Here is a 24,968-nt window from a genome sequence, read left to right as displayed (position 1 = left end):
ATCAGATTGGTGGGCAATTGACGATGCAGGAGTTACACAAAGAGCTTGTTTTTATGACGATGAATATGTATTTGGTGCCAACGGATCATTTAGTAATGTACTTGGTGCAGATACTTGGTTAGAAGGCTGGCAAGGTGGAAGCGATAATTGTGGCGCACCAGTAGCTCCACATGATGGTTCGGCAGCAGCAACTTTTACATACGATGATGTTGCAGGAACAGTAACCATTAATGGTGCAGGTGCATACTTAGGAATTCCTAAAGCAAATAATGCAGGTGAATTGCCAAATGTTCCAGTACCAAATTCAATCACATATACTGTAACATTTATCGATGCTAGCACTATTAGTGTTGGAGTTGAAGCAGGAGCAGGTGTGTTTTGGACTTTTAAAATGATAAAAAATTAAATCAGGGAAAAGATGAAACAAATAACATATATATTCATATCGCTACTAAGTGTATTCTTGCTGACTGTAAGTTGTCAAGATGATGATCCAACAGTAGGCGATCTTCTTACACCAACAAATCTTCAAGTCACAGCGACAATTGTTGGACAAGATGCCAATAATCCTAATGGAGATGGAAGTGGAGTGGTAAATTTTAACGCTTCCGCAGATGATACCATAACGTATCGCTTTGTCTATGAAGGAAACGAACAAACAAATCCAACAGGAACGGCGACATTCACATTTTCAAATCTTGGCGTAAATACCTATACCGTAACGGTTATTGCTTATGGTACAGGAGGAAATTCGACTTTAACAACCATTACAGTTGATGTGTTAGCAACCTATGCACCACCAGCAGAATTACTAGATAAATTAGTAGGAAATGGTTCAAGAACATGGAGAATTAAATCTGAACAGCAAGGACATTTTGGACTAGGACCTGTAGGCGGAACAACTCCTGTAGAATGGTATGGAGCTGGCCCTGATGAAAAAGCAGGAGTAGGAATGTATGATGATAGATACATTTTTAATGCAGATGGAACATTTACCTTTATTACAAACAATACCAATGACGATCCAACTACAGATGTATCAGGAACGGTATTTGGTCGTATTGATTTAATTGATGAATTAGGCGGCTCTGGCGGAAATGTTAACGGAGCAGACGTTGAAAACTTACCGTATGATGATTTTCAAGAAAACTGGACACTAATAGCACCAGGAGGTGTTGAAACGATTAGTTTGACAGGTAATGGATTTATTGGATATTATACCGGAGGTTCTCATACCTACGAAATTTATGACCGTTCTATACCAAACGAATTAGTATTGCGTACAACAGATGGAAACGGAGAGTTTGATTGGTGGTTTATCATTACATCTGCTGAACCTTCGGGGAACAATTTTCAAACCCAATACAACAACTTAGTTTGGCAAGATGAATTTGATACCAATGGAGCGCCAGATGCTGCCAATTGGACATATGATCTTGGTGCAGGTGGCTGGGGAAATCAAGAAGAGCAAAGCTATACAAATAGTGCAAATAATGTAATTATTGAAGATGGGGTATTAAAAATTACAGCAATCAAAGAAGCAGGAGGAACCTATACTTCGGCGCGATTAAAATCTGAAGATCTTTTTGAATTTACCTATGGTAGAGTAGAAGTACGTGCTAAACTACCCGCTTCACAAGGAACATGGCCTGCCATTTGGATGCTTGGAGAAGACTACCAAACGAATACTTGGCCAGGCTGTGGCGAAATTGATATAATGGAACAAAAAGGTCAAGACAAGAATACGATACTAGGAACGGTACATCATCCTGGAGTTTCTCCAGGTGGCGGAGACTCAGCAACTACCGCGTTGCCAACTTCTACTACAGAATTTCATAATTACTCAGTTGAATGGACAGACACAACAATCACGTTTTTAGTTGACGATTTTGTGTATCATACCGTTGATAATAATGTTACACTACCATTTAATAGTGATTTTTTCCTAATCCTTAATGTTGCAATGGGAGGAACTCTAGGTGGTACAATTGACCCTAACTTTACTCAAGATACTATGGAGATTGATTATGTAAGAGTGTATCAATAAGTATTGAAAATTTATTGAATACAGCTATATACTCACGCTTGTAACTATGCTTGTTCTTTTCTGCAAAATGGAAAGAACAAGCATGACAAGCGAACACTCAAAAAGAACCTTTATAAAGTGATTTTCTAGTATGTTATATCAAAACTATACACATAAAAGTGATAACGATTGCGCTTAATGTCACTCAAAATGAACAAAATACCTTTAAAAACAACAATTAACTGCGTAGAGAGACTTGATATATACTTAAAAAAAACACAACATCACCACAACATTTTTAAAAATAGAGTTTATCAAAACTATTTTATATAAATAAAAAGCATATACCCTCAGATTGAGAATCCCTTATTCTAATCACTGTCAAATTGAATAATTGATAATTTTTATACTATTTAATTACGATGTATGTTTTTTGTTGAGGTTAATTTTATTGAATTCATAACGAACCTTCGTAAATTTAAGAAACAACAAAATTGTAGAGCCACCTTCTCTACAAATATTAAAAAACAAAACAACAGTGTAATACGCTACATCAATCTGCTACCATTGAAAACGATTGTACAATAGTGAATTCCATCTGAAACTAATCAAACTAAAAATTAACAGATGAAAAAAAACTTTCTAACACTCGCACTGATTTTTTTGACAGCGTCCCTATTTGCGCAATCAGAAACTGTTTCTGTGAAGCAAACGAATGAAGGAATGAAATTAGTGGTCAACGGAAAAGATTTCATGATTAACGGTATGAATTGGGATTACGTGCCAATTGGATCTACAATTACAGATCCTGGAATATGGAATCGATCTGACGAGATTATCATGGCTGCTTTAGATGCAGAAATGGGTCTATTAAAAAACATGGGAGTCAATGCTATCCGAACGTATAACCTAAAGCCAAAGTGGATTAAATACATCTATGAAAATTATGGAATTTACACTATGCTCAACATTACATTTGGAGCATATGGATTAACCATTGATGGTGTATGGACGCCGCAAACAGATTATGCCGACTCTGCAACAAGACAAGTATTAATGCAAGAGGCTATTGAAATGGCCAACACATACAAAGATACTCCAGGATTACTACTATACATGATAGGGAATGAAAACAATTATCATTTATCATGGTCTGGGGCAGAAACAGAAGCCATTCCCATAGAAGGAATTGATTCTGCAAAAATTCAAGCTGCTCGTGCTTTATACAAAGCATTTAATGATGCTACATTGGAAATCAAAAAAATTGATAAATCGCATCCTGTAGCTATATGTAATGGAGATTTATTATACCTTGATTTGGTAAAAGAAGAATGTAAAGATATTGACATTTACGGTACCAACATGTATCGCGGGATTTCTTTTGGAGATGCTTTTCAACGTGTAAAAGATGAACTCAACAAACCAATTTTATTTGCTGAGTTTGGAGCAGATGCTTTCAATGCGAGAGACAACAAGGAAGATCAGTATTCACAAGCCTACTATATGGTAGGAAACTGGAAAGAAATTTATGCCAATGCTGCTGGCCTTGGTAATACAGGAATATCATTAGGAGGATTTACATTTCAATTTTCTGATGGTTGGTGGAAATACTTGCAAACCAAAAACTTAGACGTCCATGATAATAATGCCTCTTGGCCTAATGGCGGATACGCTAGAGATCAAGTAAAGTCTACAGATAATAATATGAACGAAGAGTGGTTTGGAATATGTGCCAAAGGCCAAACCAATGAGCGAGGCTTATATACACTTTATCCTCGTGCAGCATATTATGCTTTAAAAGAAGTACATCAGTTAGATCCATATGCTACCAATGTAAACGGAGAGTCGGTAGCCAATTATTTTGATAACATTCAACTAATGGATGCTGTTTTACGAGCAAGAGGAGACAAAGCCGCTAGTGGAGCAGATAGAAAACTAAGTATAAGTCAACTTCGAGCAGAATTTACAACATTCTATACAGATGGAAGCTTGATTACAACTCCCAATACAGCCGATCCGGATGCTGCTACTTACCCAAATCAGTTAGGTTTTGATCATATGCAATCCTATTTTGTAGGAATAGAAGGAAAACCTTCTTCAAACATGCGAGCAAATGTAAACTTCAACATACTAGGGCGTGTGGCGGAAAATCCAATTGATGAAATTTTTTACGAAAATCGAGGACGCTCAGTAAGTGCAAGCAGTGTAGAGTCTGGAGAAGTAGTATTTAATGATGTAAACCGAGTAAGTGTTTACAATGCAGAATTTGAGTGGAATGCAAAAGATTTTGACGTACGTGGTTTTTATCGAACAGGTCACTATCACTGGGGATATGAAGGAGACTTCTTTGGACTTTATCCAGAAGCAAATTATGGGCCAAATTTAGACATCTATGGAGGAGAAATTCTAGGGTTAGAATTTGATGGAAAAAGATCTTTAAACGGATTTAAAGCCGCATTTGGACCTCAATTATGGTGGGGAGCAAACCCAACAATGCTATTTAAGTACACTAAAAAAGTTGGAAATTGGGACATTACAGGAATTTATCATAGAGACGTGGAAACCGATTTAACGTTTGATGACAATGGACGTCGAGAACTAGATCCTAATCAGATACGAAGTGGTGTAATTCCACCATGGCCTACAGAAAGAGCGACATTAGTTTTTGAGCGTGATTTTGGAAAGTTTGGAATCACCGTAGGTGGAATTTGGGGAGGAAGTCCTCTGAATGGTAGCTCATATCAAGATGTTCGTGGATCGTCAGGAAACTATACCGTTGTGGTTGACAAGATTAAATCTAGTGATAACTGGGGAGGAAAAGCCAAAATTACATATCAAGGAGGAAAATTCAATTGGTATGCCCAAGGAGGAGTTTCAGGATTGGTAGCCAATGGAGGAGCAGATCAAACACAAACATTTACTGGTTGGCGATTAAAAGATAATGGAAGTGGAAATCAATCCAATTTCTTAACAGGTTTTACCTATACCGTTGGGAAATTTCAAATTGCACCTAACTTTTTATGGCAAAAACCATTAGTTGATGCAATGCCAAACGATGTAAATGCTCCAGGACGACTTCGTAATGTAATTGATGATCCTTTTGCCGTAAGAGCTAATAGAAAAACAACCGCAGGTGAATTATTAATTACGTATGATCCTACACCTGGTACATGGATGTATGAATGGAACAACGATAGGGTTGAAGACGCCAAATTTGCGGCAAGTGTAGGTTTTGTATACCGCCATTTACCAACCACACAAGATGCACATATTGGGTTTAATGCCAATCGTACTTTCTTTGCTTTTCCTAATGCTGTGCCTGCTGAAGACTTATGGGAGGCAAATACACGTATAGTATCTAAAATTTCTCCTGACTTAGGAATTATAGGTAACTTTTATTATGGAAATGCACAAGCTAATGGAGATAGTGAACGATTAATTAAACGTTTTGGAGCTGATATCCGTATGATTTACAAAAAAATCAAAGTGGTTTCTCATGTAAAAATAAATGATTGGGGACCATTTGACTACCACAGGGATTTCAACCTTACATTTCCAACACAATTGATGCTTGATGTATCTACTTCAATTGGAAAGCCAGACTGGTTTATTTTACCAGATACAAAAATTGGAATTCGTGGAACATGGCGTTCTTTAAATGAGTTTTCTCCACGATATGCACCCAATAGTGCTGAAGAATTTTCAAATGCACCTATCATAAGTCCAGTTGGCTTTGATAATGGTTCAGAATGGGAAATAAGAACTTATGTACACATCAACATCGGAAAATAAAAAGCTATAAAAGATGAAAAAAATAATCCAGATTAAAAATATAATGCTTGCTACTATTGCATTGGCAATGAGTGTAAGCTGTGAAAGAGACATCTCTGATGACGCAGTAGAAGCGACATTTCCTAACACGGCCGAAGTATTTACAGATGCTCCGGTAGGACTTACAGATGAATTTTTTACATCATTTGATCCAGCAAGTGGAGCCAATCCTAATGGTTTTGGAACAGATGAAGACGAGGCATTTGAAGGAACAACTTCTATTCGAATCGATGTGCCAAGTCCAAATGATCCCGATGGAGGTTATATAGGAGGAATTTTTAAAGATCGTGGTGAAGGAAGAGATCTTTCCGGCTATGATGCGCTTACTTTTTGGGCGAAAGGTTCTACCACAGCAACTATTGATCTTGTTGGTTTTGGAACTGACTTTGAAGAAAATAAATATGCAGTAGGGCTTCCTGGCATCACACTTTCTACAGATTGGAGAAAATATGTGATTCCTATTCCCGACGCATCTAAACTTACACAAGAAAAAGGGTTATTCATATTTTCAGCAGGAACGCAAAGTACTAATGGCTTAGGTTACACTTTTTGGATTGATGAGATTCGATTTGAAAACTTAGGAACAATAGCGCAACCACGTCCAGCAATCCTCAATGGAAATGATGAAACACGTCAAGCTTTTATAGGAACAAATATAGCTTTAGAAGGATTAACACAAACATTCAATTTGGCATCAGGGCAAGATGTTACTGTAAATGCCGCTCCTAGTTATTTTGAATTTCAATCGTCAAATACTGGTGTCGTAACAGTAGATGAAGCAGGGAATGTAAATGTAATAGGAGCTAATGGTTTTGATGCAGGAGGAAACCCAATTTTTACAACTGTAACTGCTTCATTGAACGGCAATATGGCGGCGGGTTCACTTACGATTGATTCTCAAGGAGAATTTACACCTGCACCAACTCCTACAAGAGATCCAAGTCTTGTTAAATCTATTTTTAGTGACGCATATACCAATGAACCTGTAGAATATTACAATGGTTACTACGCACCATTTCAAACCACTCAAGGACAAAATGATATTACGATTAATGGAGATAATATTATCAAGTATACCCAATTGAATTTTGTTGGAATTCAATTTTCACAACCTACCATCAATGCTTCTGATATGACACACCTACATATGGATTTGTATATAGAACAACCAAGTCCATTAGATGGAGGAGATTTCTTGCGTATAGAGTTGCAAGATTATGGAGCTAATGGAACTTTTGGTGGCGGAGATGACTCTACACATCAATTAACCTATACAATTCCAACATTATTTAGTGATGGTTGGGTAAGTTTAGACATTCCATTAGCAAGTTTTACAGGAGTAACAAGCACTGCCAATTTAGGGCAATTACTGTTCATTTCTGATGGAACAATTACAGATATGTTGGTAGACAATATTTACTTATATCAAATTCCTACTTCACCTACAGTAGCAGCTCCAACTCCAACTGATCCAGCAGGAAATGTAATCTCACTCTTTAGTGATGCATACACAGATGTCAATGTTGACACATGGAGAACGCCTTGGTCTGCGGCAGCTACTACTTTTGAAGATGTTACTGTAGCAGGAAATGCTGCAAAAAAATACGGAAATCTTGGTTTTGTAGGTATTGAAACCACAACAAATACTGTTGACGCATCAAGCATGACACATTTCCATATAGATGTATGGTCATCTACGTATACATCATTCAATATTAAACTAGTTGATTTTGGCGCAGATAATGTCTTTGGTGGCGGTGATGATACTGAACATGAAGTAAGTATTAATATGCCAGCTCAAGGAGAATGGGTGTCTCTTGACATTCCTCTTTCAGATTTCACAGGATTGGCATCTACCTCCAACATAGCACAGTATATTCTCGTAGCACAACCTTTTGAGGCGACAGATGTATTTATTGATAACATGTATTTCAGAAACTAAACAATAACATCCAAAAACAAAAAACTATGAAGTTTGTAAAAGAATATACAATAAAACGACGCGATGTACTCCTGTTTAGTTTGATGGTACTTGTAGTAACTTCTCTCATGGTAAGTAGTTGCAATACAGATGAAACACAGGAAGTTACTACACTGACTAATCTTACATTTGAAGATAACTTTGATGTAGATGGAGCTCCCGATAGTACAGTATGGAATTATGACCTAGGTACAGGTAATGGTACAACGGCTGGTGCTGGTTGGGGAAATAATGAATTACAATACTATACAGATCGTCCAGAAAATATAAAGGTAGAAAATGGAATGTTACACATTACAGCTCATCAAGAATCTTTTGAAGGAGCTGGTTATACTTCTGCTAGAATTAACACCAAAGGGCTTTTTTCGCAAGAATATGGGCGTTTTGAAGCGCGAATGCAGTTGCCTTGGGGACAAGGACTTTGGCCAGCCTTTTGGTTATTAGGAGATAATATAGATGTGGTTTCATGGCCTCTATGTGGAGAAATTGACATTATGGAATATCGAGGACAAGAGCCTACTATCAATAATGGTACTGTACATGGTCCGGGATATTCGGCAGCCAATTCGATTACCAAACAATTTGAATTACAAAATGATCGATTTGATACTGGATTTCACATTTTTGGAATAGAATGGGGACCAAACTACATTAATTTCTATGTAGATGATGTTTTGTATAACCAAATTACTCCAGAAGATGTCACAGGTGATTGGGTTTTTAATCATCCTTTCTACATCATCATCAATCTTGCAGTAGGAGGAAACTTTGTGGGTTCTCCAACAAATCAAACGGTTTTTCCACAAACATTATTAGTGGATTACGTACGTGTATATCAATAATTAGAATTAAAAAACTAAATAGAATAAAGACCTTACTTTTTTAAAAGTAGAAATCATCAATACAAATGATTAAAGAAACAAAACCAACTCAAGAAGTAGTATCCAAGATTGATACTGTAACTGTAGATAATGAACAATTTTTTAAAATAGCCAATAGCGATGAGCTTCGCCCATTTTTTATGAGCATTGTAAGTGATTCCAATCATTGGATGTTCATTTCAAGTAATGGAGGATTGACTGCAGGGCGTAAAAATGCAGAGTATTCACTATTTCCTTACTATACGGACGATAAAATCACAGAATCTACAGAAATTACAGGTAGTAAATCAATCTTTCATGTTACTAAAAATGAAAAAGAGTATACATGGGAACCTTTCTCTGAACGATTTGAAGGATTTTACAATATTACCCGTAACTTATACAAAAATAGGTACGGGAACAAAGTCATGTTTGAGGAAATTAATCATGACTTAGCACTAACATATCGTTATCAATGGAACTCTAGTAATGAATTTGGTTTTGTACGACAATCAAAACTAATCAATACAGCGAGCCATAGCGTAGAGATTCGTCTTTTGGACGGAATTCAAAATGTATTGCCTTATGGAGTTGGAGCAGATTTGCAAAATGCAAGTAGTAATTTGGTAGATGCATACAAACGTACGGAACTTGATGTGGCTACTGGGTTGGGAATTTTTGCCTTAAGTGCAATTATTGTAGACAAAGCTGAACCTAGTGAAGCATTAAAGGCAAATGTAGTATGGTCGTTAGGTTTTGAAAATGCCAATTATCTGCTGTCTTCTTTACAATTGAAATCTTTCCGTAAAGGAAGAGCAGTCCAGCAAGAAACAGATATAAAAGCAGAAAAAGGAGCGTATTTCATTAATGCAGAACTGACATTGGCTTCTCATGCATCAAAAGATTGGATGTTAATTGCAAATGTTAATCAAGACCATAATGATATTGCTGCGTTATCTTATCGTATCAAAAATGAATTGAACCTCGCAGGCAAAATCAAAAAAAGTATTGATACAGGTACAGAAAAGTTAATACAACTAAATGCTGCTTCTGATGGTTTGCAATTAACGGCAGACAAGTTTAGAGATGCACGACACTTTTCAAATACACTTTTTAATATCATGAGAGGCGGAATCTTTGATGATAATTACATAATTGAAAAGTGGGATTTTGAAACGTATTTGGAAAATGCTAGTAAACAGGTATATCTGCACAATGCAGAAGCAATTCAATCACTATCAGAAACATGTACGCTACACGATTTACACGCGCTCGCTCACAACAGTGCTGATGCAAATTTCAAGCGTTTATGTTTAGAATATTTGCCGTTAAAGTTTAGCCGAAGACACGGTGACCCGAGTCGTCCGTGGAACAAATTCTCAATCAATACCAGAAGTGAAGTAGATGGCTCTAAAATATTAGACTATGAAGGAAACTGGCGTGATATTTTCCAAAACTGGGAAGCATTGGCGCATTCCTATCCAGAATTTATAGAGGGAATGATTCACAAGTTTCTCAATGCGACTACATTTGATGGGTACAATCCGTATCGCGTTACCAAAAGTGGATTTGATTGGGAAACCATCGAACCAGATGATCCGTGGTCATATATTGGTTATTGGGGCGATCATCAAATTATCTATTTACAAAAGTTTTTAGAAATCATTGAAAGTCATCAACCAGGTCGTTTAGAAAGTTTATTTGATCAAGATCTTTTTGTGTATGCAAATGTTCCTTATAAAATTAAATCATATGAAGATTTGCTTCAAAACCCTAAAGATACAATAGAATTTGATGAAGCTTCCGATCATAAAATTCGTGAAGATAGAGAAAGTATGGGAGCTGATGGCGCTTTACTTCGAAATACCAATAATGCGATTATAAATGTAAACTTTATCGAAAAAATTCTAGCAACAACTTTGGCAAAGTTGTCCAATTTTATCCCTGAAGGAGGAATTTGGATGAACACACAACGTCCTGAATGGAACGATGCCAACAATGCCTTAGTTGGGAATGGAGTATCAATGGTAACGCTTTGCTATTTGCGTAGATTCTTAAAATTCTTTGAAACGGTTTTTGAAAATACAACAATCAAAACGGTTAACATTTCTAGTGAATTAGCGACATTTTTTAATGCAGTAGCAACAACTCTTACCGAAAATAATAGCTTGTTGCAAAATAGAATTAACAATGCAGGGCGTAAAAAAATTCTTGATGGTGTTGGAAAAGCTGGAAGTGCTTACAGACAGCAAATTTATAATCACGCATTTTCAGGAGAGAAAGTAACACTTTTGATCACTGATATCAAATCGTTTGTAAATACGAGTTTAGCTTATTTAGAGCATTCTATTGAAGCAAACAGACGTGACGATAACTTGTATCACGCCTATAATTTGATGACAGTAGAGAACAATGGAGAGATTTCAATATCTTATCTCAATGAAATGCTAGAAGGACAAGTTGCTGTGTTGAGCTCAGGTTATATTTCTTCTGTAGAAGCGCTATCAGTACTTGATGCATTAAAAAATAGTAAACTCTTTCGAGAAGATCAATACAGCTATTTACTATATCCCAACAAAGCACTAAAAGGGTTTATAGAACGAAATACAATTCCAAAAGCTGCAGTTACCACGTCAGAACTGTTAAAGACATTAATTGCTGATGGAAATAAAAGTATTGTCTCCCAAGATATTAATGGAGAATACCATTTTAATGGAAGCTTTAAAAATGCAAACGATCTTTCCAAAGCATTGCAAAAACTTACAACTACTAAGTATGGCTCTTTGGTAGCGGCAGAATATTCTCAAATTTTGAAAACCTTTGAAGAAGTTTTCAATCATAAAGCATTTACAGGACGTTCAGGAACATTTTATGGATATGAAGGCTTAGGTTCTATTTATTGGCACATGGTATCCAAACTGCAATTGGCAGTATTGGAATGTTGTTTAAGAGCTATTCGCGAAAGACGAAGTGATGAAACTATTGGTAGACTATTAGAACATTACTACGAAATTAATGAAGGAATTGGTGTACACAAATCGCCTGCACTATATGGTGCATTTCCAACCGATCCATATTCGCATACACCGGCAGGAAAAGGGGCACAACAACCAGGTATGACAGGGCAAGTTAAAGAAGATATTCTCAGTCGTTTTGGAGAACTTGGTGTGTTTGTAGAAAATGGAACGCTGTACTTTGATCCTTGTATGCTTCGCAAAGACGAATTTTTAAACGCCAACAATACTTTTAGCTATGTACATGTGAATGGAGACTTCAAAGAAGTTTCTATACCGAAGGATTCTTTGTGTTTCACATATTGCCAGGTACCGATTATATACACAATTGCTTCTCAAGAAACTCTAAATGTTTTATATAAAGATGGCTCTTCTCGCTCTTTCGAAAACTTACGTTTAGATACAGAAACAAGTGAAAAAGTATTTAGTCGTAGTGGAGAAGTTATTCAAATAGAAGTACATATAAAATCTAATCATTTAAAATAAAAATAAAGTACATCATGCATATAGTAAAGCACATATCGAAACTAATTTTAGCTACGCTATTACTGATGTCTTGTGAAAATTCGCCAAAAAAGAAAGCACCTTCAGAAAAACAAATACATAAAGAAGTGACAGCAAAAGAGATATTAGGAAACAAGGATTATTTAGCAATTTCTTATGGAGGATATCGTGCCAAGTCGCGCGACATACAACCTACCATATCGCAGCTAAAAGAAGACATGAAGATTCTCCATGCGATGGACATTCGAGTAGTACGCACCTATAATGTGCAACTTCCACACGCAGCCAACATTCTTAAAGCTATCAGGGAACTGAAAAACGAAGATCAAACATTTGAGATGTATGTGATGTTAGGAGCGTGGATTGATTGTAAATATGCCTGGACAGGGCAAACTCCCGATCACAATCAGGAAAGTGAACAAAATGAAGGTGAAATTGCTAGAGCTGTCGCATTGGCGAATCAATATCCAGACATTGTAAAAATTATTGCGGTAGGTAACGAAGCTATGGTCAAATGGGCAACAAGCTATTACGTACAACCTGGCGTGATACTCAAATGGGTTGTACACTTACAAGAACTCAAAAAACAAGGAAAATTAAACAAAGACCTATGGATTACAAGCTCGGATAATTTTGCTTCATGGGGAGGAGGAGATCGCTTGTATCATGTAGAAGATTTGAACAAGCTTATCAAAGCTGTCGATTATATTTCGATGCATACCTATCCAATGCATGATACGCATTACAATCCAGTGTTTTGGGGAATTGATGCAAACCCAGATAAATCAAGTCTTGACAAAATTACTGACGCAATGCTACAAGCAAAACAATATGCAATTTCTCAATATGATAGTGTATATAACTACATGAAAAGCTTAGGAGTAAACAAACCTATTCATATTGGTGAAACAGGTTGGGCTTCCTACTCTAATGGACATTATGGAAACAATGGAAGTAAAGCAACAGACGAGTACAAAGAAGCATTGTATTACAAACACATGCGCGATTGGACTGCCGATGCTGGGATGTCTTGTTTTTACTTTGAAGCCTTTGATGAAGTTTGGAAAGATGCACAAAACTCAGGAGGATCTGAAAATCACTTTGGACTATTTACAGTTGACGGAAAAGCAAAATATGCACTATGGGATTTGGTTGATAAGGGAACTTTTAAAGGATTGACCAGAGGAGGAAACCCAATTACTAAAACCTATAACGGGAACAAAGATTCACTTCTATTAGAAGTACAATTACCGCCAGTAAAAACAAATCTTGTTACAAATTGATCGAATGAAAAAACAATTAACATACTTACTTATCCTATTATTCATGATAACTGCATGTACACAAGAAAAATCAAAACTGAAAGTACAAGTATTTGAAACTTCTCAAAATGGGAATAGGCTGACTGAAATTAAAAACGTTATAAAAACAGAAGATACGACTGTAAATGTGTCTAATATAGTTATAAACCCTAAAAAGCAATATCAGACAATTACAGGTTTTGGAGGTGCATTTACAGAATCTTCTGCCTATCTCTTAAATAAACTTAGTAAAGAAAACAGAAACAAAATCTTAAACGCATATTTTTCTCGTGAAGGTGCTAACTATTCGTTAACACGGACGCATATGAATTCCTGTGACTTCTCCTTAACTAATTACTCATATACTCCTGTTGCAGACGATGTGAACTTAGACCATTTTACAATTGAAGAAGATAAAGATGATCTTATTCCGATGATTAAAGACGCTATGGCTGCCTCAGAAGATGGATTTAAAATATTTGCATCTCCTTGGACAGCTGCACCTTGGATGAAAGATAACAATCATTGGGTTGGCGGTAAACTCTTGCCTAAATACTACGATACATGGGCTTTGTTTTTCTCTAAATATGTAGATGCTTATAAAGCCGAAGGTATTGATATTTGGGGATTTACGGTAGAAAATGAACCTCATGGAAATGGTAACAACTGGGAAAGTATGCACTTTACACCCGAAGAAATGACCAACTTTGTACAACACCACTTAGGGCCTAAACTAGAGGCGGATGGTAAGGGAAATTTGGTGATTCTTGGGTATGATCAAAACCGTGCAGGTCTCAAAGAATGGGTAGATGTTATGTATAAAGATGAAGCCTCTTCAAAATATTTTGATGGAACAGCAATCCATTGGTATGAAAGTACCTACGATTTCTTTCCAGAAGATTTACAATATGCTCACCAAAAAGCACCCAATAAATATTTAATTGAAACAGAAGGTTGTATAGACGATGAAGTCCCTGTATGGAAAGATGATGCTTGGTATTGGAAAAAAGAGGCAACAGATTGGGGATGGAAATGGGCTCCAGAGAATCAAAAACATTTACATCCAAAATATGCGCCTTTTAATAGATATGCTCGTGATATCATAGGTTGTCTGAACAACTGGGTTGATGGTTGGGTAGATTGGAATATGGTATTAGACAAACAAGGAGGTCCTAACTGGTTTAAAAATTGGTGCATTGCTCCAATAATTGTTGACCCTGATACAGACGAAGTGTACATGACTCCATTATACTATGTTATGGTGCACTTTAGTAAGTACATCCGACCAAACGCTAAAATAATTGACGCACACTATACTGATAAAGAATTAATGGTAACTGCCGCACAAAATCCTGATGGAAGTATTGCAGTAGTAGTATTCAATGAAGGGAATACTCCAAAAAGATTTAAGCTCAGTATAGGAGACAATGAAAAAACTATTGCTATCAATCCACAAGCACTACAAACGATACTAATTAACAACTAAAAACTAACATTATTATGTCAACCATACAAAAACACGCTAGAGGTAGAGTCCCAATTGCTCAAAAAGCCGCTTTTGGAGCAGGACATTTAGTAAACAATCTAATTCCTGGAATATTAGGAGTTTTTGTATTATTTCTCAAAACATCTGCTTTTGGTATGGATCCACTCTTAGCAGGATTTATTGTGGGAATACCTCGCTTATTTGATGCTATTACCGATCCTGTAATGGGCTATATATCAGACAATACAAGTTCTAAGTATGGAAGGCGAAGACCTTACATTTTTATTGGAGCCATTTTTACAGGAATTGTATTTGCGGTTCTTTGGCAAGTAAGCGAAAACAATTCTGAAATGTTCAATTTTTGGTATTTATTGATATTTTCCATATTGCTGATATTTGGGAATACAATATTTTCTACACCTTTAATTGCACTTGGTTATGAGATGACTTCTGATTATAAAGAGCGCACTCGATTGATGAGTTTTGCAAATACTATCGGACAAGTAGCATGGATGTTAGTACCATTTTTATACTTATTAATTCCTAATGAAGATTATTTTGCTACTCAACCACAAGCCATACGTACCATAGCAATTCTCTCGGGAGTGGTTATTATAGTATTGGGAATTTTACCAGCTATATTCTGTAGAGGAATTGATTCGAGCAAAATGGAAGGACGTGAAGAAATTACACCAAAAGCACTATTAAATAGCATGGGGAAAATCTTCACAGGAATCAAAATAGTATTTAAAAATAAACCTTTTGTAAAACTATGCTTAGCTACATTTTTAGTCTTTAACGGATTTCAAATTGTAGCAGAGTTCGGAGTTTTTATCATCAACTTTTACATGTTTGATGGCGATTGGGTAGCGTCCAAATGGTGGGTAGCGCTATTTCCAGCGGTTACTGCTGCATATACTGCATTTATAGCGATTCCAATTATTAATGCAATGGCAAACAAAATGGGCAAGCGTAAAGCTTTTATTATCTCTACCGCAATATCAATTATAGGATATATTTTAAAATGGTGGGGATTTGACCCAACCAATCCATATATGATTTTCTTGCCAATTCCTTTAATGGCATTTGGTATGGGATGTTTATTCACATTGATGATGTCTATGACTGCGGATGTATGTGATTTGGACGAATTAGAAAATGGAATGCCTAGAAAAGAAGGAACATTTGGCGCTATTTATTGGTGGATGATCAAAGTTGGGCAAGGTATTGCATTAGTATGCTCAGGATTGATATTAAAACTATTGGGTTATAACTCTTCAGCAGCAACTCAAACAGCAGAAGCTCTTCATGGAATGCGTATAACAGATATTGCATTACCAGTTATTACAGCCGCTTTAGCAATTTGGGTAATGTGGAAGTACAACCTTACAGAAAGTAGAGCCATTGCCATTAAACAAGAATTAGTAGAAAGAAGAGGAGAATTATAAACTATCAACAAAAGTAAAAAATAACATGTCGTACAGAGACGAAGCATATCATTTATATCAAGGAGCTCAATTCACTGCACATTCAGGAATTGATTTCGAAAAATACGCATTGGAAGAACTTAAAAAGCTATGGCGAGCGACGTTAAATAAAGGAATGCATGGCATTTGTTTTAGTATGTATGAAGATGGACAGGAGCCTGGTGATATCATAAGTGAAGAACAAGTAGAACGCAGGATAAAAATTTTGAAACCATATGCACAGTGGGTTCGTTCTTTTTCGTGTATAGAAGGAAATGAACACATTCCTCGAATTGCCAAAAAACATGGAATGAAAACATTAGTAGGTGCATGGTTAGGAGATAATTTAGACGACAATGAGAAAGAAATTGAAGCACTTATCCAACTTGCCAAAGAAGGAGTAGTAGATATAGCAGCAGTTGGGAATGAAGTTCTATACAGAAACGATCTATCACTTGAACAACTATTAGAGTACATAAAAAGAGTAAAAAAAGCTTTGCCAACTATTCCTGTAGGTTATGTAGATGCCTATTATGAGTTTTCACGTCACCCTGAATTGGTTGAAATATCAGATGTCATTTTGAGTAACTGTTATCCGTATTGGGAAGGTTGTCATATTGATGGTTCATTGGCGCATATGCAACAAATGTATGGGCAAGCTTTACATGCAGCAAATGGAAAAAGAGTAATTATTACAGAAACGGGTTGGCCAAGTCAAGGCGGTAGTTTACGAGGCGCAGAATCATCAGAAGAAAATGCGATGAAATACTTTATCAACACACAAGTATGGAGTAAAAAACAAGATATCGACATCTTTTATTTCTCCTCTTTTGATGAGTCCTGGAAAACGGGAGACGAAGGCGATGTAGGAGCCTATTGGGGACTTTGGGACAAGCATGAACAATTAAAATTTTAATCAAAAAAAGATAATGTCATTACGAAAAGAAAAATTCTTTGCATTAGCAGCGTTAGATTTTGAAGGACATTCATTGGATGAACTGAAACTATTATGGCGAGAAACTCTTGAAAAAGGAATGCATGGACTCTGTTTTAGTCCTTACCAAGAAGGGCAAGAACCTGGTGATACATTATCTGAAGTTCAAGTTCGTAGACGATTAGAAATTATAAAGCCATATACTCAATGGGTACGATCATTTTCTTGTACAGAAGGAAACGAACTCATTCCTAAAATAGCAAAAGAATTAGGAATGAAGACACTAGTAGGTGCATGGCTGGGAAATAACCCTGAAATAAATGAAGCTGAGATTGAAGGACTTATCAAATTAGCAAAAAAAGGATATGTAGATATTGCCGCAGTTGGTAACGAAGTTATGTATCGTGGCGATCTTACAGAAGAAGAATTAATCCGTTTTATTTACGATACCAAAAAACAATTAAAAAGCATACCTGTAGGCTATGTAGATGCCTATTATGAATTTGCTGAAAGACCAGCAATCACTGAAGCTTGCGATCTCATATTAGCCAATTGCTACCCATTTTGGGAAGGTTGTGATCAAGATTACTCATTATTGTACATGAAAGATATGTACAACAGAGCGTTAAAAGCGGGAAATGGTAAAAAAGTAATTATCACAGAAACCGGTTGGCCAAACCAAGGAACAAGTCTAGAAGGAGCGTACCCTTCTGATATCAATGCTATTAAATACTTTATTAATACCCAAAAATGGGCCCAAGAAGAGAATATTGACATCTTTTACTTTTCATCTTTTGATGAATCATGGAAAGTCGGAAATGAAGGTGACGTAGGAGCTTATTGGGGACTTTGGGATAAAAATGAACGATTAAAATTTTAAATATAGGTTTATGAATAAAATTACTTTTTTTTGCATGTTATTGTTCGCTACAATAGCATTTGCTCAACCGACAACCAATCCATCAGCACCAACAAATGCCGCTGTTGATGTGATTTCAGTGTATGGCGATACATATTCAAATGTAGCCACAAACTATGATCCTAACTGGGGACAATCTGGACATATGCAAGTAAATCCAAATTATGATCCAGGTACTGGACAATTCTTGTTAGCATACCCTAACTTTAATTATCAAGGTACAGAACTTACAACGCAAGATGCTTCACAAATGGAGTTTTTACACGTAGATATTTGGACATCAGCAAATCCTGCAAATACAGACATTCAAGTGAGCCCAGTAAACAATGGTTCAGGAGTGGGAGAAACCTTAGTTTCCATTGCTTACACTTCAGGGACATGGACTAGCGTAGACATTCCAAAATCAGCTTTTACCGGAATGACATGGGATAGTGTATTTCAGATGAAATTTGCAGCCAATGCTCCAGGAAGTACTGTGCCTGTAGATATCTATCTCGACAACATATATTTTTGGAAAAACCCAACGGCACCTGGCTCTGATGCAACATTAAGTGACTTACAAGTGGATGGAGTGACTATTGACGGATTTGGATCAGGAGTGTTCAATTACACCATAGGTGTGCCGCCAGGGACTATGACAGTCCCACAAATTACGTCTGCAACACCAACTGATCCAGCAGCAATGAGTGTAAATATCACTCAAGCACCAGCAATTCCAGGAGATGCTACGGTAGTAGTTACTTCTCAAAATGGGACGGTTATGGAAACATATACCGTATCCTTTGTAATTAGTGGTCCCGCAACAGGAGCACCGCAACCACCTAACAGACCTGCTGCAGATGTTGTTTCTATTTACAGTGATGCATATCCTAACATTACGGTGGGAACGTATGATGCAGGTTGGTGTGGACCAGCAATTACTGAAGTACAAATTGGTGGAAACAATATGTTCAAAAAAAATACAGGGATTCCATGTCAAGGAATTGATTTTTCTACGAATAGACAAAATTTAACCGATTTTACACATTTACACTTTGATTTTTATACTGATGATGCAGATCTTGTTGGAGATGTATTCAATGTTAAATTAGTTGATTTTGCAGGGGGAAGTGGAGAAGCTTCTGCATTAGAAGTAAATATCAATACAGGAACAACGCCTGCTATTGTTGCTAATACTTGGGTTTCTGTGGATGTAGATATTACTTCTTTAGGAGGTGTAGTTGCTGGAAATCTTACAAGAAGTGATGTGGCGCAGATAGGAATAACTACGGCTAATTTGACAAATGTTTGGTATGATAATATCTATTTGCATAAAAATACAGTACTAAGTGTTGATGAATACACAAATGCAACATTCAAAACCTATCCAAATCCAACTCGTGATGTTTGGAATATTGTCGCTGATAATCAAACAATCAATTCAATTCAAGTTATGGATGTGGCGGGAAGACAAATTTTAGCTCTTACACCCAATCATTCATCGGCAATAATTGATGGACATATTCTTCAAAAAGGAATCTATATAGCAAAAGTGCGTACAGATAAGGGAGAAAGCAGTGTCAAATTAATTAAAGATTAAAATAATCAGTTCAGAGAAAGGTGTGTTTATGAGATGTAGACACACCTTTTTAAAAAATAAAGTAATATATTTATATAATAATTAATTCCTTAAATCTAAAACTATAAGAGTATGAAGAAACTTTACTTTTTAATTGCATTATTTGTAGCCTTTTCAACCACCGCTCAAAATAATGTAACCTTTAGTGTTGATATGAGTAGTTACGGAGGATCTTTTACAACTGTATATGTAAGTGGAGAACTCAATGGTTGGAGTGGAGATGCTAACCCTATGACAGATATGGGTGGTGGAATTTGGTCTGCAACAATCAACTTAGCAGCTGGAGAATATCAATACAAATTTACAGTTGACAACTGGACAGATCAAGAAAACTTTACAGCAGGTGATGCTTGTACAGTTACTGATGGAGGATTTGTTAATAGAATCCTTGAAGTAAATGGAGGAGACCTAACTCTTGACACGCCTATATTTAGCGTTTGTTATGATGATGGAAATCCAGGACCTCACAATACTACATTTAGTGTGGATATGAGCGGATATACAGGAAGCTTTACCAACGTGTATATTAGTGGACAATTCAACGGATGGAGTGGTGACTCGAATCCTTTAACAGACATGGGTGGAGGTATCTGGTCAGTAACATTACCGCTACCAGAAGCTTATACAGAATTTAAGTTTCAAGTAGATAACTGGACAGATCAAGAAAACTTTGTGGATGGAGATGCTGGAACAGTAACTAACGGAGGCTTTACCAACAGATATGTAAATGTGGTAGGAGAACAATCTAGAAGCTATGTGTGGAATGCAGAAGGAAGCACATTAAAAACGCAAGAGTTCAGTTCTGTATCATTTCAAACATATCCAAATCCAACAAGCAATTCATGGAATATTGTAACGGATAATATTATTATTAATGGAGTAGAAGTATTTGATATTGCAGGGAGACAAGTTATGAGTTTAGCTCCAAAAGCTGACCAGATAACAATTGATGGAACTACACTTCAAAGAGGTGTTTATTTTGCAAAAATTGAAACTAATAAAGGAACTAGTAGTGTGAAATTAGTAAAAAACTAATTTTTCATTCTTTCAAAAAAAAGTGTGTTTATAAACAATAAACACACTTTTTTATTCATCACAGTATGCACTTTCATATAAAGCCAAAAATCAGATAAAAAACCGATCTAATGAAAAATGTTGTTTCTTTAAAATCCCTTGCCAAAGAACTTAATATCTCTGTATCGACCGTATCAAAATCTTTAAATGATAGTGAAGAAATTAGTGCACAAACTAAAGAACGTGTCAAAAACTTAGCGAAACTTCGTGGATATGCACCCAATCCTATTGCTGTGCGTTTGCAAAAGCAAGAAACCATGCAAATAGGTGTTGTATTACCAAATATCGAAAATCCTTTTTTTGCGTCTGTATTAAAAGGGATTGACGAACTAGTAAGTTCATCCAAATACAACATTATTACCTTTTTAAGTAATGAAAGTCTAACACGAGAAAAAGAGTGCTTAGACTACTTTTCTCAAGGAAATGTAGATGGTATTTTAATTTGTATTGCAGAAGAAACCAACAAAAAGAAAACATTCGATCATATTATTGATATCAAACAGAAAGGAATTCCACTGGTTTTATTTGATCGTATACCAATGCAACCATTAGGGTTTGACACAGTTAAAGTAAATGACTTTGACAGTATTGTTCGTGCGTACGAACACTTAGAAAATCAACAGCGTCGTAATATAGCATTTGTATCATCCATTCCTACCCTAATAGTAGGACGCTTACGCGAAGACGGATATCTTTCAAAAGCGAATAACCCAATTGTGGTAGCTCATGAAGATATCAATGAATTAAAACGGTCTATTGAAGAATTGATTCAAGAAAAAAAAGTTGACGGATTAATTGCTGCAGATATCAACGCAACCTTACTTTGCAATAGTATGATTCAAAAACAGGGACTTACGCCTTCTAAGGAAATTGCTTTGATTGGATATGTAGACGCTTCTCATAATGATCTTTCATATCCCAAAATCTCTTATATCGATCAACATCCACAAGAAATTGGAAAACAAACCGCCAAAATACTACTGGAGCGTTTAGAAAAAAAAGAAGAAAACGTATCAACGGAAGATTTCGTTCTCAACACCTCTATTACTATAGGAGACACTAGTAGTTAAGACACATAAAATCAGTTGCTAAAGAACAGCAGGGAACTGTTAATTTCACAAAAAAACAAGCATAGCTACTAACTATTATTGTACTTTTGACAAAAGTAGAATAATGAAGCATTTTGTTCCCTATATTATAATGCTCTTGCTATCGCAATGGGCTTTTAGTCAAACTGTTGTGATTAATGAAATTGATTGCGACACACCAGGAAGTGATACTGGAGAATTCATCGAATTAAAATCTGCTACACCTAATTTTCCACTAGATGGATATGTGCTAGTTCTTTTTAATGGTTCTGCTTCAGGGAACGACAGTAGTTACTTTTCACTTGATTTAGATGGTTATATAACAGATGTAAATGGTCTTTTGTTGATAGGAAGTACTACAGTGTCACCTGTTCCACAATTAATTATTGGTGCCAATGTAATCCAAAACGGAGCCGATGCTGTGGCAATATACCAAGCAAATGATTATGACTTTCCTCAAGGAACGCAAGCCACAACGACAAACTTGGTAGATGCAATTGTATATGATACGGGAGAAGCCATTGACACTGGATTGTTGAACTTGCTAGGAGAAACTACTCAAATCAGTGAAGGAGGCAACAATAATACCAATTCGATTCAGCGAAATGAAACTGATGGAACGTACTATATAGCAACTCCAACACCACGTCAACTCAATGATGGTAGTGGTATTGTTCTTAATGGAATAGCAGTGAGTGTTGCAAACAATCAATATACCGAAGGAGAAACGTTTACAATACAATTTACCACAGAAACAGCAGTAACTACTGATTTAGATATAACATTTACCTTAGATAATGGGACGTTTGATAGTAATGATTTCACAGGAAATACAACAGTAACGATTCCTAGTGGACAAAGTGTAGTTTCTACAAATATTACTCTTGTAAATGATATTTTAGATGAAGGAGATGAAGAGTTGGTCATTGACATTCAAGATAACTTTTCGGTAGAATATATAATTCTCAACAATGAAATTGTAATTAGAGCAGTTGATGATGACTATACAATAGCACCTTTTGGAACACCTTTAAATCCTACATTTGGAATCGTATCAAGTACAGCTCCCAATGGTTATTATGATAGTATGGATGGTTTGGCAGATACTGCTTTACGGGATGCAATGCAAGCTATTGTTGCAAATCCAACAACTGTACGAGCACACACATATGCAGATGTATATGACATATTACGAGAGGCAGATCAGAATCCAGAAAATAGTAATCAAGTATGGTTGGTATACACCGAACAAGGACGTGCTAAGTTGGACGTACAAAGTGGTTCTAATAACACAGGAACATGGAATAGGGAGCATACTTTTCCTAGATCACTCGCAGGATATAATAGTATCGAAGCAGACGATATAGGAGATGGAAGAGATGTATTTTGGGCAACAAAAGCCGATTCTTTGCGTCATGGAAATTCTGACGGACATGGTTTGCGAGCGAGTGATGGTCCTGAAAATAGTTCAAGAGGAAATCAACATTACGGGCAATATACAGGGCCTGTAGGAACTGCCGGAAGTTTTCGTGGAGATGTAGCACGTAGTATCTTCTTTTTAGCTGTGCGATACAACGGTTTGAGTGTAGAAAATGGATATCCTTCGGTTCAAGGACAAATAGGTGATTTAGTAACCTTGTTGGATTGGCATAGAAATGATCCGCCAGATGATTTTGAAATGAATCGTAACAATGTCGTGTATACATGGCAGTTTAATAGGAATCCTTTTATAGATCATCCAGAATTGGTTGAACACTTGTGGGGTAATCAAACAGGCGTTGCATGGACACAACCATTATCAACAGAAGATAACATGTTGAGCAGAGTTCAAATTTATCCTAATCCAGCAAAAAATTACATACACATTGCAGGAATAAAAGAAGAAGCTACTATAGAGATTATAGCTCTTGATGGACGAAAACTATTCACGCATACGTTTGTGGGAACACATCAAATATCTTTGGAATTGCAAAGTGGTTTGTATGTAGCCAAAATTACATCCAACGGACAATCGCTCACCAAAAAAATAATAATAGAGTAAAAGTATTTATACGGTTTAATAACTTTTAAGTTTAAAGCCAAAACTTAAAATACGATCTTCTTGCACTTCGTTTTCAATCACAATGCTTTCATACGTGTGTAGGTAATTCACTTTAAAATTCAAAAATTTCCATATGGGCAGTTCCAAGCCTAAATCTGCTTGCCAACGAAAATTGTTTTTCTGAGTAAGTGAAGGTTGAAAATAGCTTTCATGACTCAAAATTACTTTCTTCTTGAATAGATTATATTTTCCGTTAACCCATATGGTTCCTCGCAAAGTATTGATTGTGTGATTGCCATTAAACTCAGGTCTGTTAAATAAAGCTTGGGCAAAATTAGTGTACTCGTATTCGCTTGTTAAAGATACTTTGAGCCAATGATCCTTATGAGTTAAAATTTGATAGGTTACACCCGCACCAACTAAGTAGCGAAGATCTATTTTGCGACGGAAATTAGTACTGGCAAATCCTAAAACTTGAGGGTACCAACGCTTTTTAGGATTAAAGTATAAAAAGTTTAAACTCAAAATATCTTCATCAGCTTTTTCGTTTCCAAACTCTTGATAAATATAAGAGTTCTTGGTTTTGAAAACCCATTTTTTAAAAGGGACAAAACTAAAATCTGAATTTGCTCTAAAAATCAAGGTTTGCACATTTCCTCCCTGCCAAAAGCCTGTTAGAGAAAGAGTTGCTTTTACACGTAAACTGTCACTTTCATTGATTTGTGCATTCAGAAATAGTGGAAAAAGTAGCAAACAATACAGCACTGTTTTCATGGAATTGCTCAAAAATAAATGATTAAAAACTTACTTAAAGATACTTTTTTT

The 24,968-nt window shown here is 36.1% G+C and carries 16 protein-coding genes; 15 read left to right on the top strand and 1 reads right to left on the bottom strand.

What is annotated here, in order from left to right; translation table 11 throughout:
• The 15 genes from AA088_RS18545 to AA088_RS12570 all read left to right on the top strand — a co-directional run.
• The coding region (locus tag AA088_RS18545) for a hypothetical protein (protein ID WP_046745374.1) at window positions 1-406 on the top strand (406 nt) is incomplete at its 5' end.
• Window positions 407-418: 12 nt separating this feature from the next.
• The gene (locus AA088_RS12640; protein ID WP_046745373.1) at window positions 419-2,047 is read left to right on the top strand and encodes a glycoside hydrolase family 16 protein; all 1,629 of its coding nucleotides are present in this window, start codon (window positions 419-421) and stop codon (window positions 2,045-2,047) included.
• Window positions 2,048-2,653: 606 nt separating this feature from the next.
• Entirely contained in the window at window positions 2,654-5,818 is a 3,165-nt protein-coding gene (locus AA088_RS12635; RefSeq protein WP_046745372.1) for a glycoside hydrolase family 2 TIM barrel-domain containing protein, read from the top strand.
• Between the two features lie 13 nt (window positions 5,819-5,831).
• A complete protein-coding gene (locus AA088_RS12630; RefSeq protein ID WP_064972166.1) occupies window positions 5,832-7,799 on the top strand; it encodes a CIA30 family protein in 1,968 nt (655 codons plus the stop codon).
• 26 nt (window positions 7,800-7,825) lie between these two features.
• Window positions 7,826-8,680 carry a glycoside hydrolase family 16 protein gene (locus tag AA088_RS12620; protein WP_046745371.1) on the top strand — a complete coding sequence of 285 codons (855 nt, stop codon included), beginning with the start codon at window positions 7,826-7,828 and terminating at the stop codon, window positions 8,678-8,680.
• A gap of 65 nt (window positions 8,681-8,745) precedes the next feature.
• On the top strand, window positions 8,746-12,198 hold the full coding sequence (locus tag AA088_RS12615) for a hypothetical protein (protein ID WP_046745370.1): 3,453 nt from the start codon (window positions 8,746-8,748) through the stop codon (window positions 12,196-12,198).
• 14 nt (window positions 12,199-12,212) lie between these two features.
• Window positions 12,213-13,499, top strand: a complete 1,287-nt coding sequence (locus AA088_RS12610; protein ID WP_082106739.1) for a glycosyl hydrolase family 17 protein — start codon at window positions 12,213-12,215, stop codon at window positions 13,497-13,499.
• A gap of 4 nt (window positions 13,500-13,503) precedes the next feature.
• Window positions 13,504-15,003, top strand: coding sequence for a glycoside hydrolase family 30 protein (locus AA088_RS12605; protein WP_046745387.1), 1,500 nt, complete (start codon window positions 13,504-13,506; stop codon window positions 15,001-15,003).
• Between the two features lie 14 nt (window positions 15,004-15,017).
• A complete protein-coding gene (locus tag AA088_RS12600; RefSeq protein WP_046745368.1) occupies window positions 15,018-16,451 on the top strand; it encodes an MFS transporter in 1,434 nt (477 codons plus the stop codon).
• A 25-nt stretch (window positions 16,452-16,476) separates the two neighbouring features.
• Window positions 16,477-17,385, top strand: a complete 909-nt coding sequence (locus AA088_RS12595) for a glycoside hydrolase family 17 protein (RefSeq protein ID WP_046745367.1) — start codon at window positions 16,477-16,479, stop codon at window positions 17,383-17,385.
• A 13-nt stretch (window positions 17,386-17,398) separates the two neighbouring features.
• Window positions 17,399-18,283, top strand: coding sequence for a glycoside hydrolase family 17 protein (locus AA088_RS12590; protein ID WP_046745366.1), 885 nt, complete (start codon window positions 17,399-17,401; stop codon window positions 18,281-18,283).
• A gap of 10 nt (window positions 18,284-18,293) precedes the next feature.
• Window positions 18,294-19,901 (top strand): T9SS type A sorting domain-containing protein, encoded by a 1,608-nt coding sequence (locus AA088_RS12585; protein ID WP_046745365.1) that lies wholly within the window; start codon window positions 18,294-18,296, stop codon window positions 19,899-19,901.
• Window positions 19,902-20,012: 111 nt separating this feature from the next.
• A complete protein-coding gene (locus AA088_RS12580) occupies window positions 20,013-20,975 on the top strand; it encodes a T9SS type A sorting domain-containing protein (protein WP_046745364.1) in 963 nt (320 codons plus the stop codon).
• 110 nt (window positions 20,976-21,085) lie between these two features.
• Window positions 21,086-22,084: a LacI family DNA-binding transcriptional regulator gene (locus tag AA088_RS12575; RefSeq protein ID WP_046745363.1), complete on the top strand. Its 999-nt coding sequence runs from the start codon at window positions 21,086-21,088 to the stop codon at window positions 22,082-22,084.
• A gap of 103 nt (window positions 22,085-22,187) precedes the next feature.
• On the top strand, window positions 22,188-24,143 hold the full coding sequence (locus tag AA088_RS12570; protein ID WP_046745362.1) for an endonuclease: 1,956 nt from the start codon (window positions 22,188-22,190) through the stop codon (window positions 24,141-24,143).
• Window positions 24,144-24,158: 15 nt separating this feature from the next.
• On the opposite strand, the gene AA088_RS12565 is transcribed toward AA088_RS12570, so the two are convergent.
• A complete protein-coding gene (locus AA088_RS12565; protein ID WP_046745361.1) occupies window positions 24,159-24,917 on the bottom strand; it encodes a DUF481 domain-containing protein in 759 nt (252 codons plus the stop codon).
• Window positions 24,918-24,968: the final 51 nt, after the last annotated feature.

This window comes from Kordia zhangzhouensis, from assembly GCF_001005305.1.
In the GTDB taxonomy this organism is placed as follows: Bacteria; Bacteroidota; Bacteroidia; order Flavobacteriales; family Flavobacteriaceae; genus Kordia; species Kordia zhangzhouensis.
The sequence above is the reverse complement of the archived record's forward strand: the minus strand, read 5'-3'. Positions and strand labels throughout refer to the sequence as shown.

Coding starts and splice junctions, on each gene's coding strand:
- AA088_RS12640 (WP_046745373.1), top strand. CDS start 419: ATGAAACAAATAACATATATATTCATATCGCTACTAAGTGTATTCTTG.
- AA088_RS12635 (WP_046745372.1), top strand. CDS start 2,654: ATGAAAAAAAACTTTCTAACACTCGCACTGATTTTTTTGACAGCGTCC.
- AA088_RS12630 (WP_064972166.1), top strand. CDS start 5,832: ATGAAAAAAATAATCCAGATTAAAAATATAATGCTTGCTACTATTGCA.
- AA088_RS12620 (WP_046745371.1), top strand. CDS start 7,826: ATGAAGTTTGTAAAAGAATATACAATAAAACGACGCGATGTACTCCTG.
- AA088_RS12615 (WP_046745370.1), top strand. CDS start 8,746: ATGATTAAAGAAACAAAACCAACTCAAGAAGTAGTATCCAAGATTGAT.
- AA088_RS12610 (WP_082106739.1), top strand. CDS start 12,213: ATGCATATAGTAAAGCACATATCGAAACTAATTTTAGCTACGCTATTA.
- AA088_RS12605 (WP_046745387.1), top strand. CDS start 13,504: ATGAAAAAACAATTAACATACTTACTTATCCTATTATTCATGATAACT.
- AA088_RS12600 (WP_046745368.1), top strand. CDS start 15,018: ATGTCAACCATACAAAAACACGCTAGAGGTAGAGTCCCAATTGCTCAA.
- AA088_RS12595 (WP_046745367.1), top strand. CDS start 16,477: ATGTCGTACAGAGACGAAGCATATCATTTATATCAAGGAGCTCAATTC.
- AA088_RS12590 (WP_046745366.1), top strand. CDS start 17,399: ATGTCATTACGAAAAGAAAAATTCTTTGCATTAGCAGCGTTAGATTTT.
- AA088_RS12585 (WP_046745365.1), top strand. CDS start 18,294: ATGAATAAAATTACTTTTTTTTGCATGTTATTGTTCGCTACAATAGCA.
- AA088_RS12580 (WP_046745364.1), top strand. CDS start 20,013: ATGAAGAAACTTTACTTTTTAATTGCATTATTTGTAGCCTTTTCAACC.
- AA088_RS12575 (WP_046745363.1), top strand. CDS start 21,086: ATGAAAAATGTTGTTTCTTTAAAATCCCTTGCCAAAGAACTTAATATC.
- AA088_RS12570 (WP_046745362.1), top strand. CDS start 22,188: ATGAAGCATTTTGTTCCCTATATTATAATGCTCTTGCTATCGCAATGG.
- AA088_RS12565 (WP_046745361.1), bottom strand. CDS start 24,917: ATGAAAACAGTGCTGTATTGTTTGCTACTTTTTCCACTATTTCTGAAT.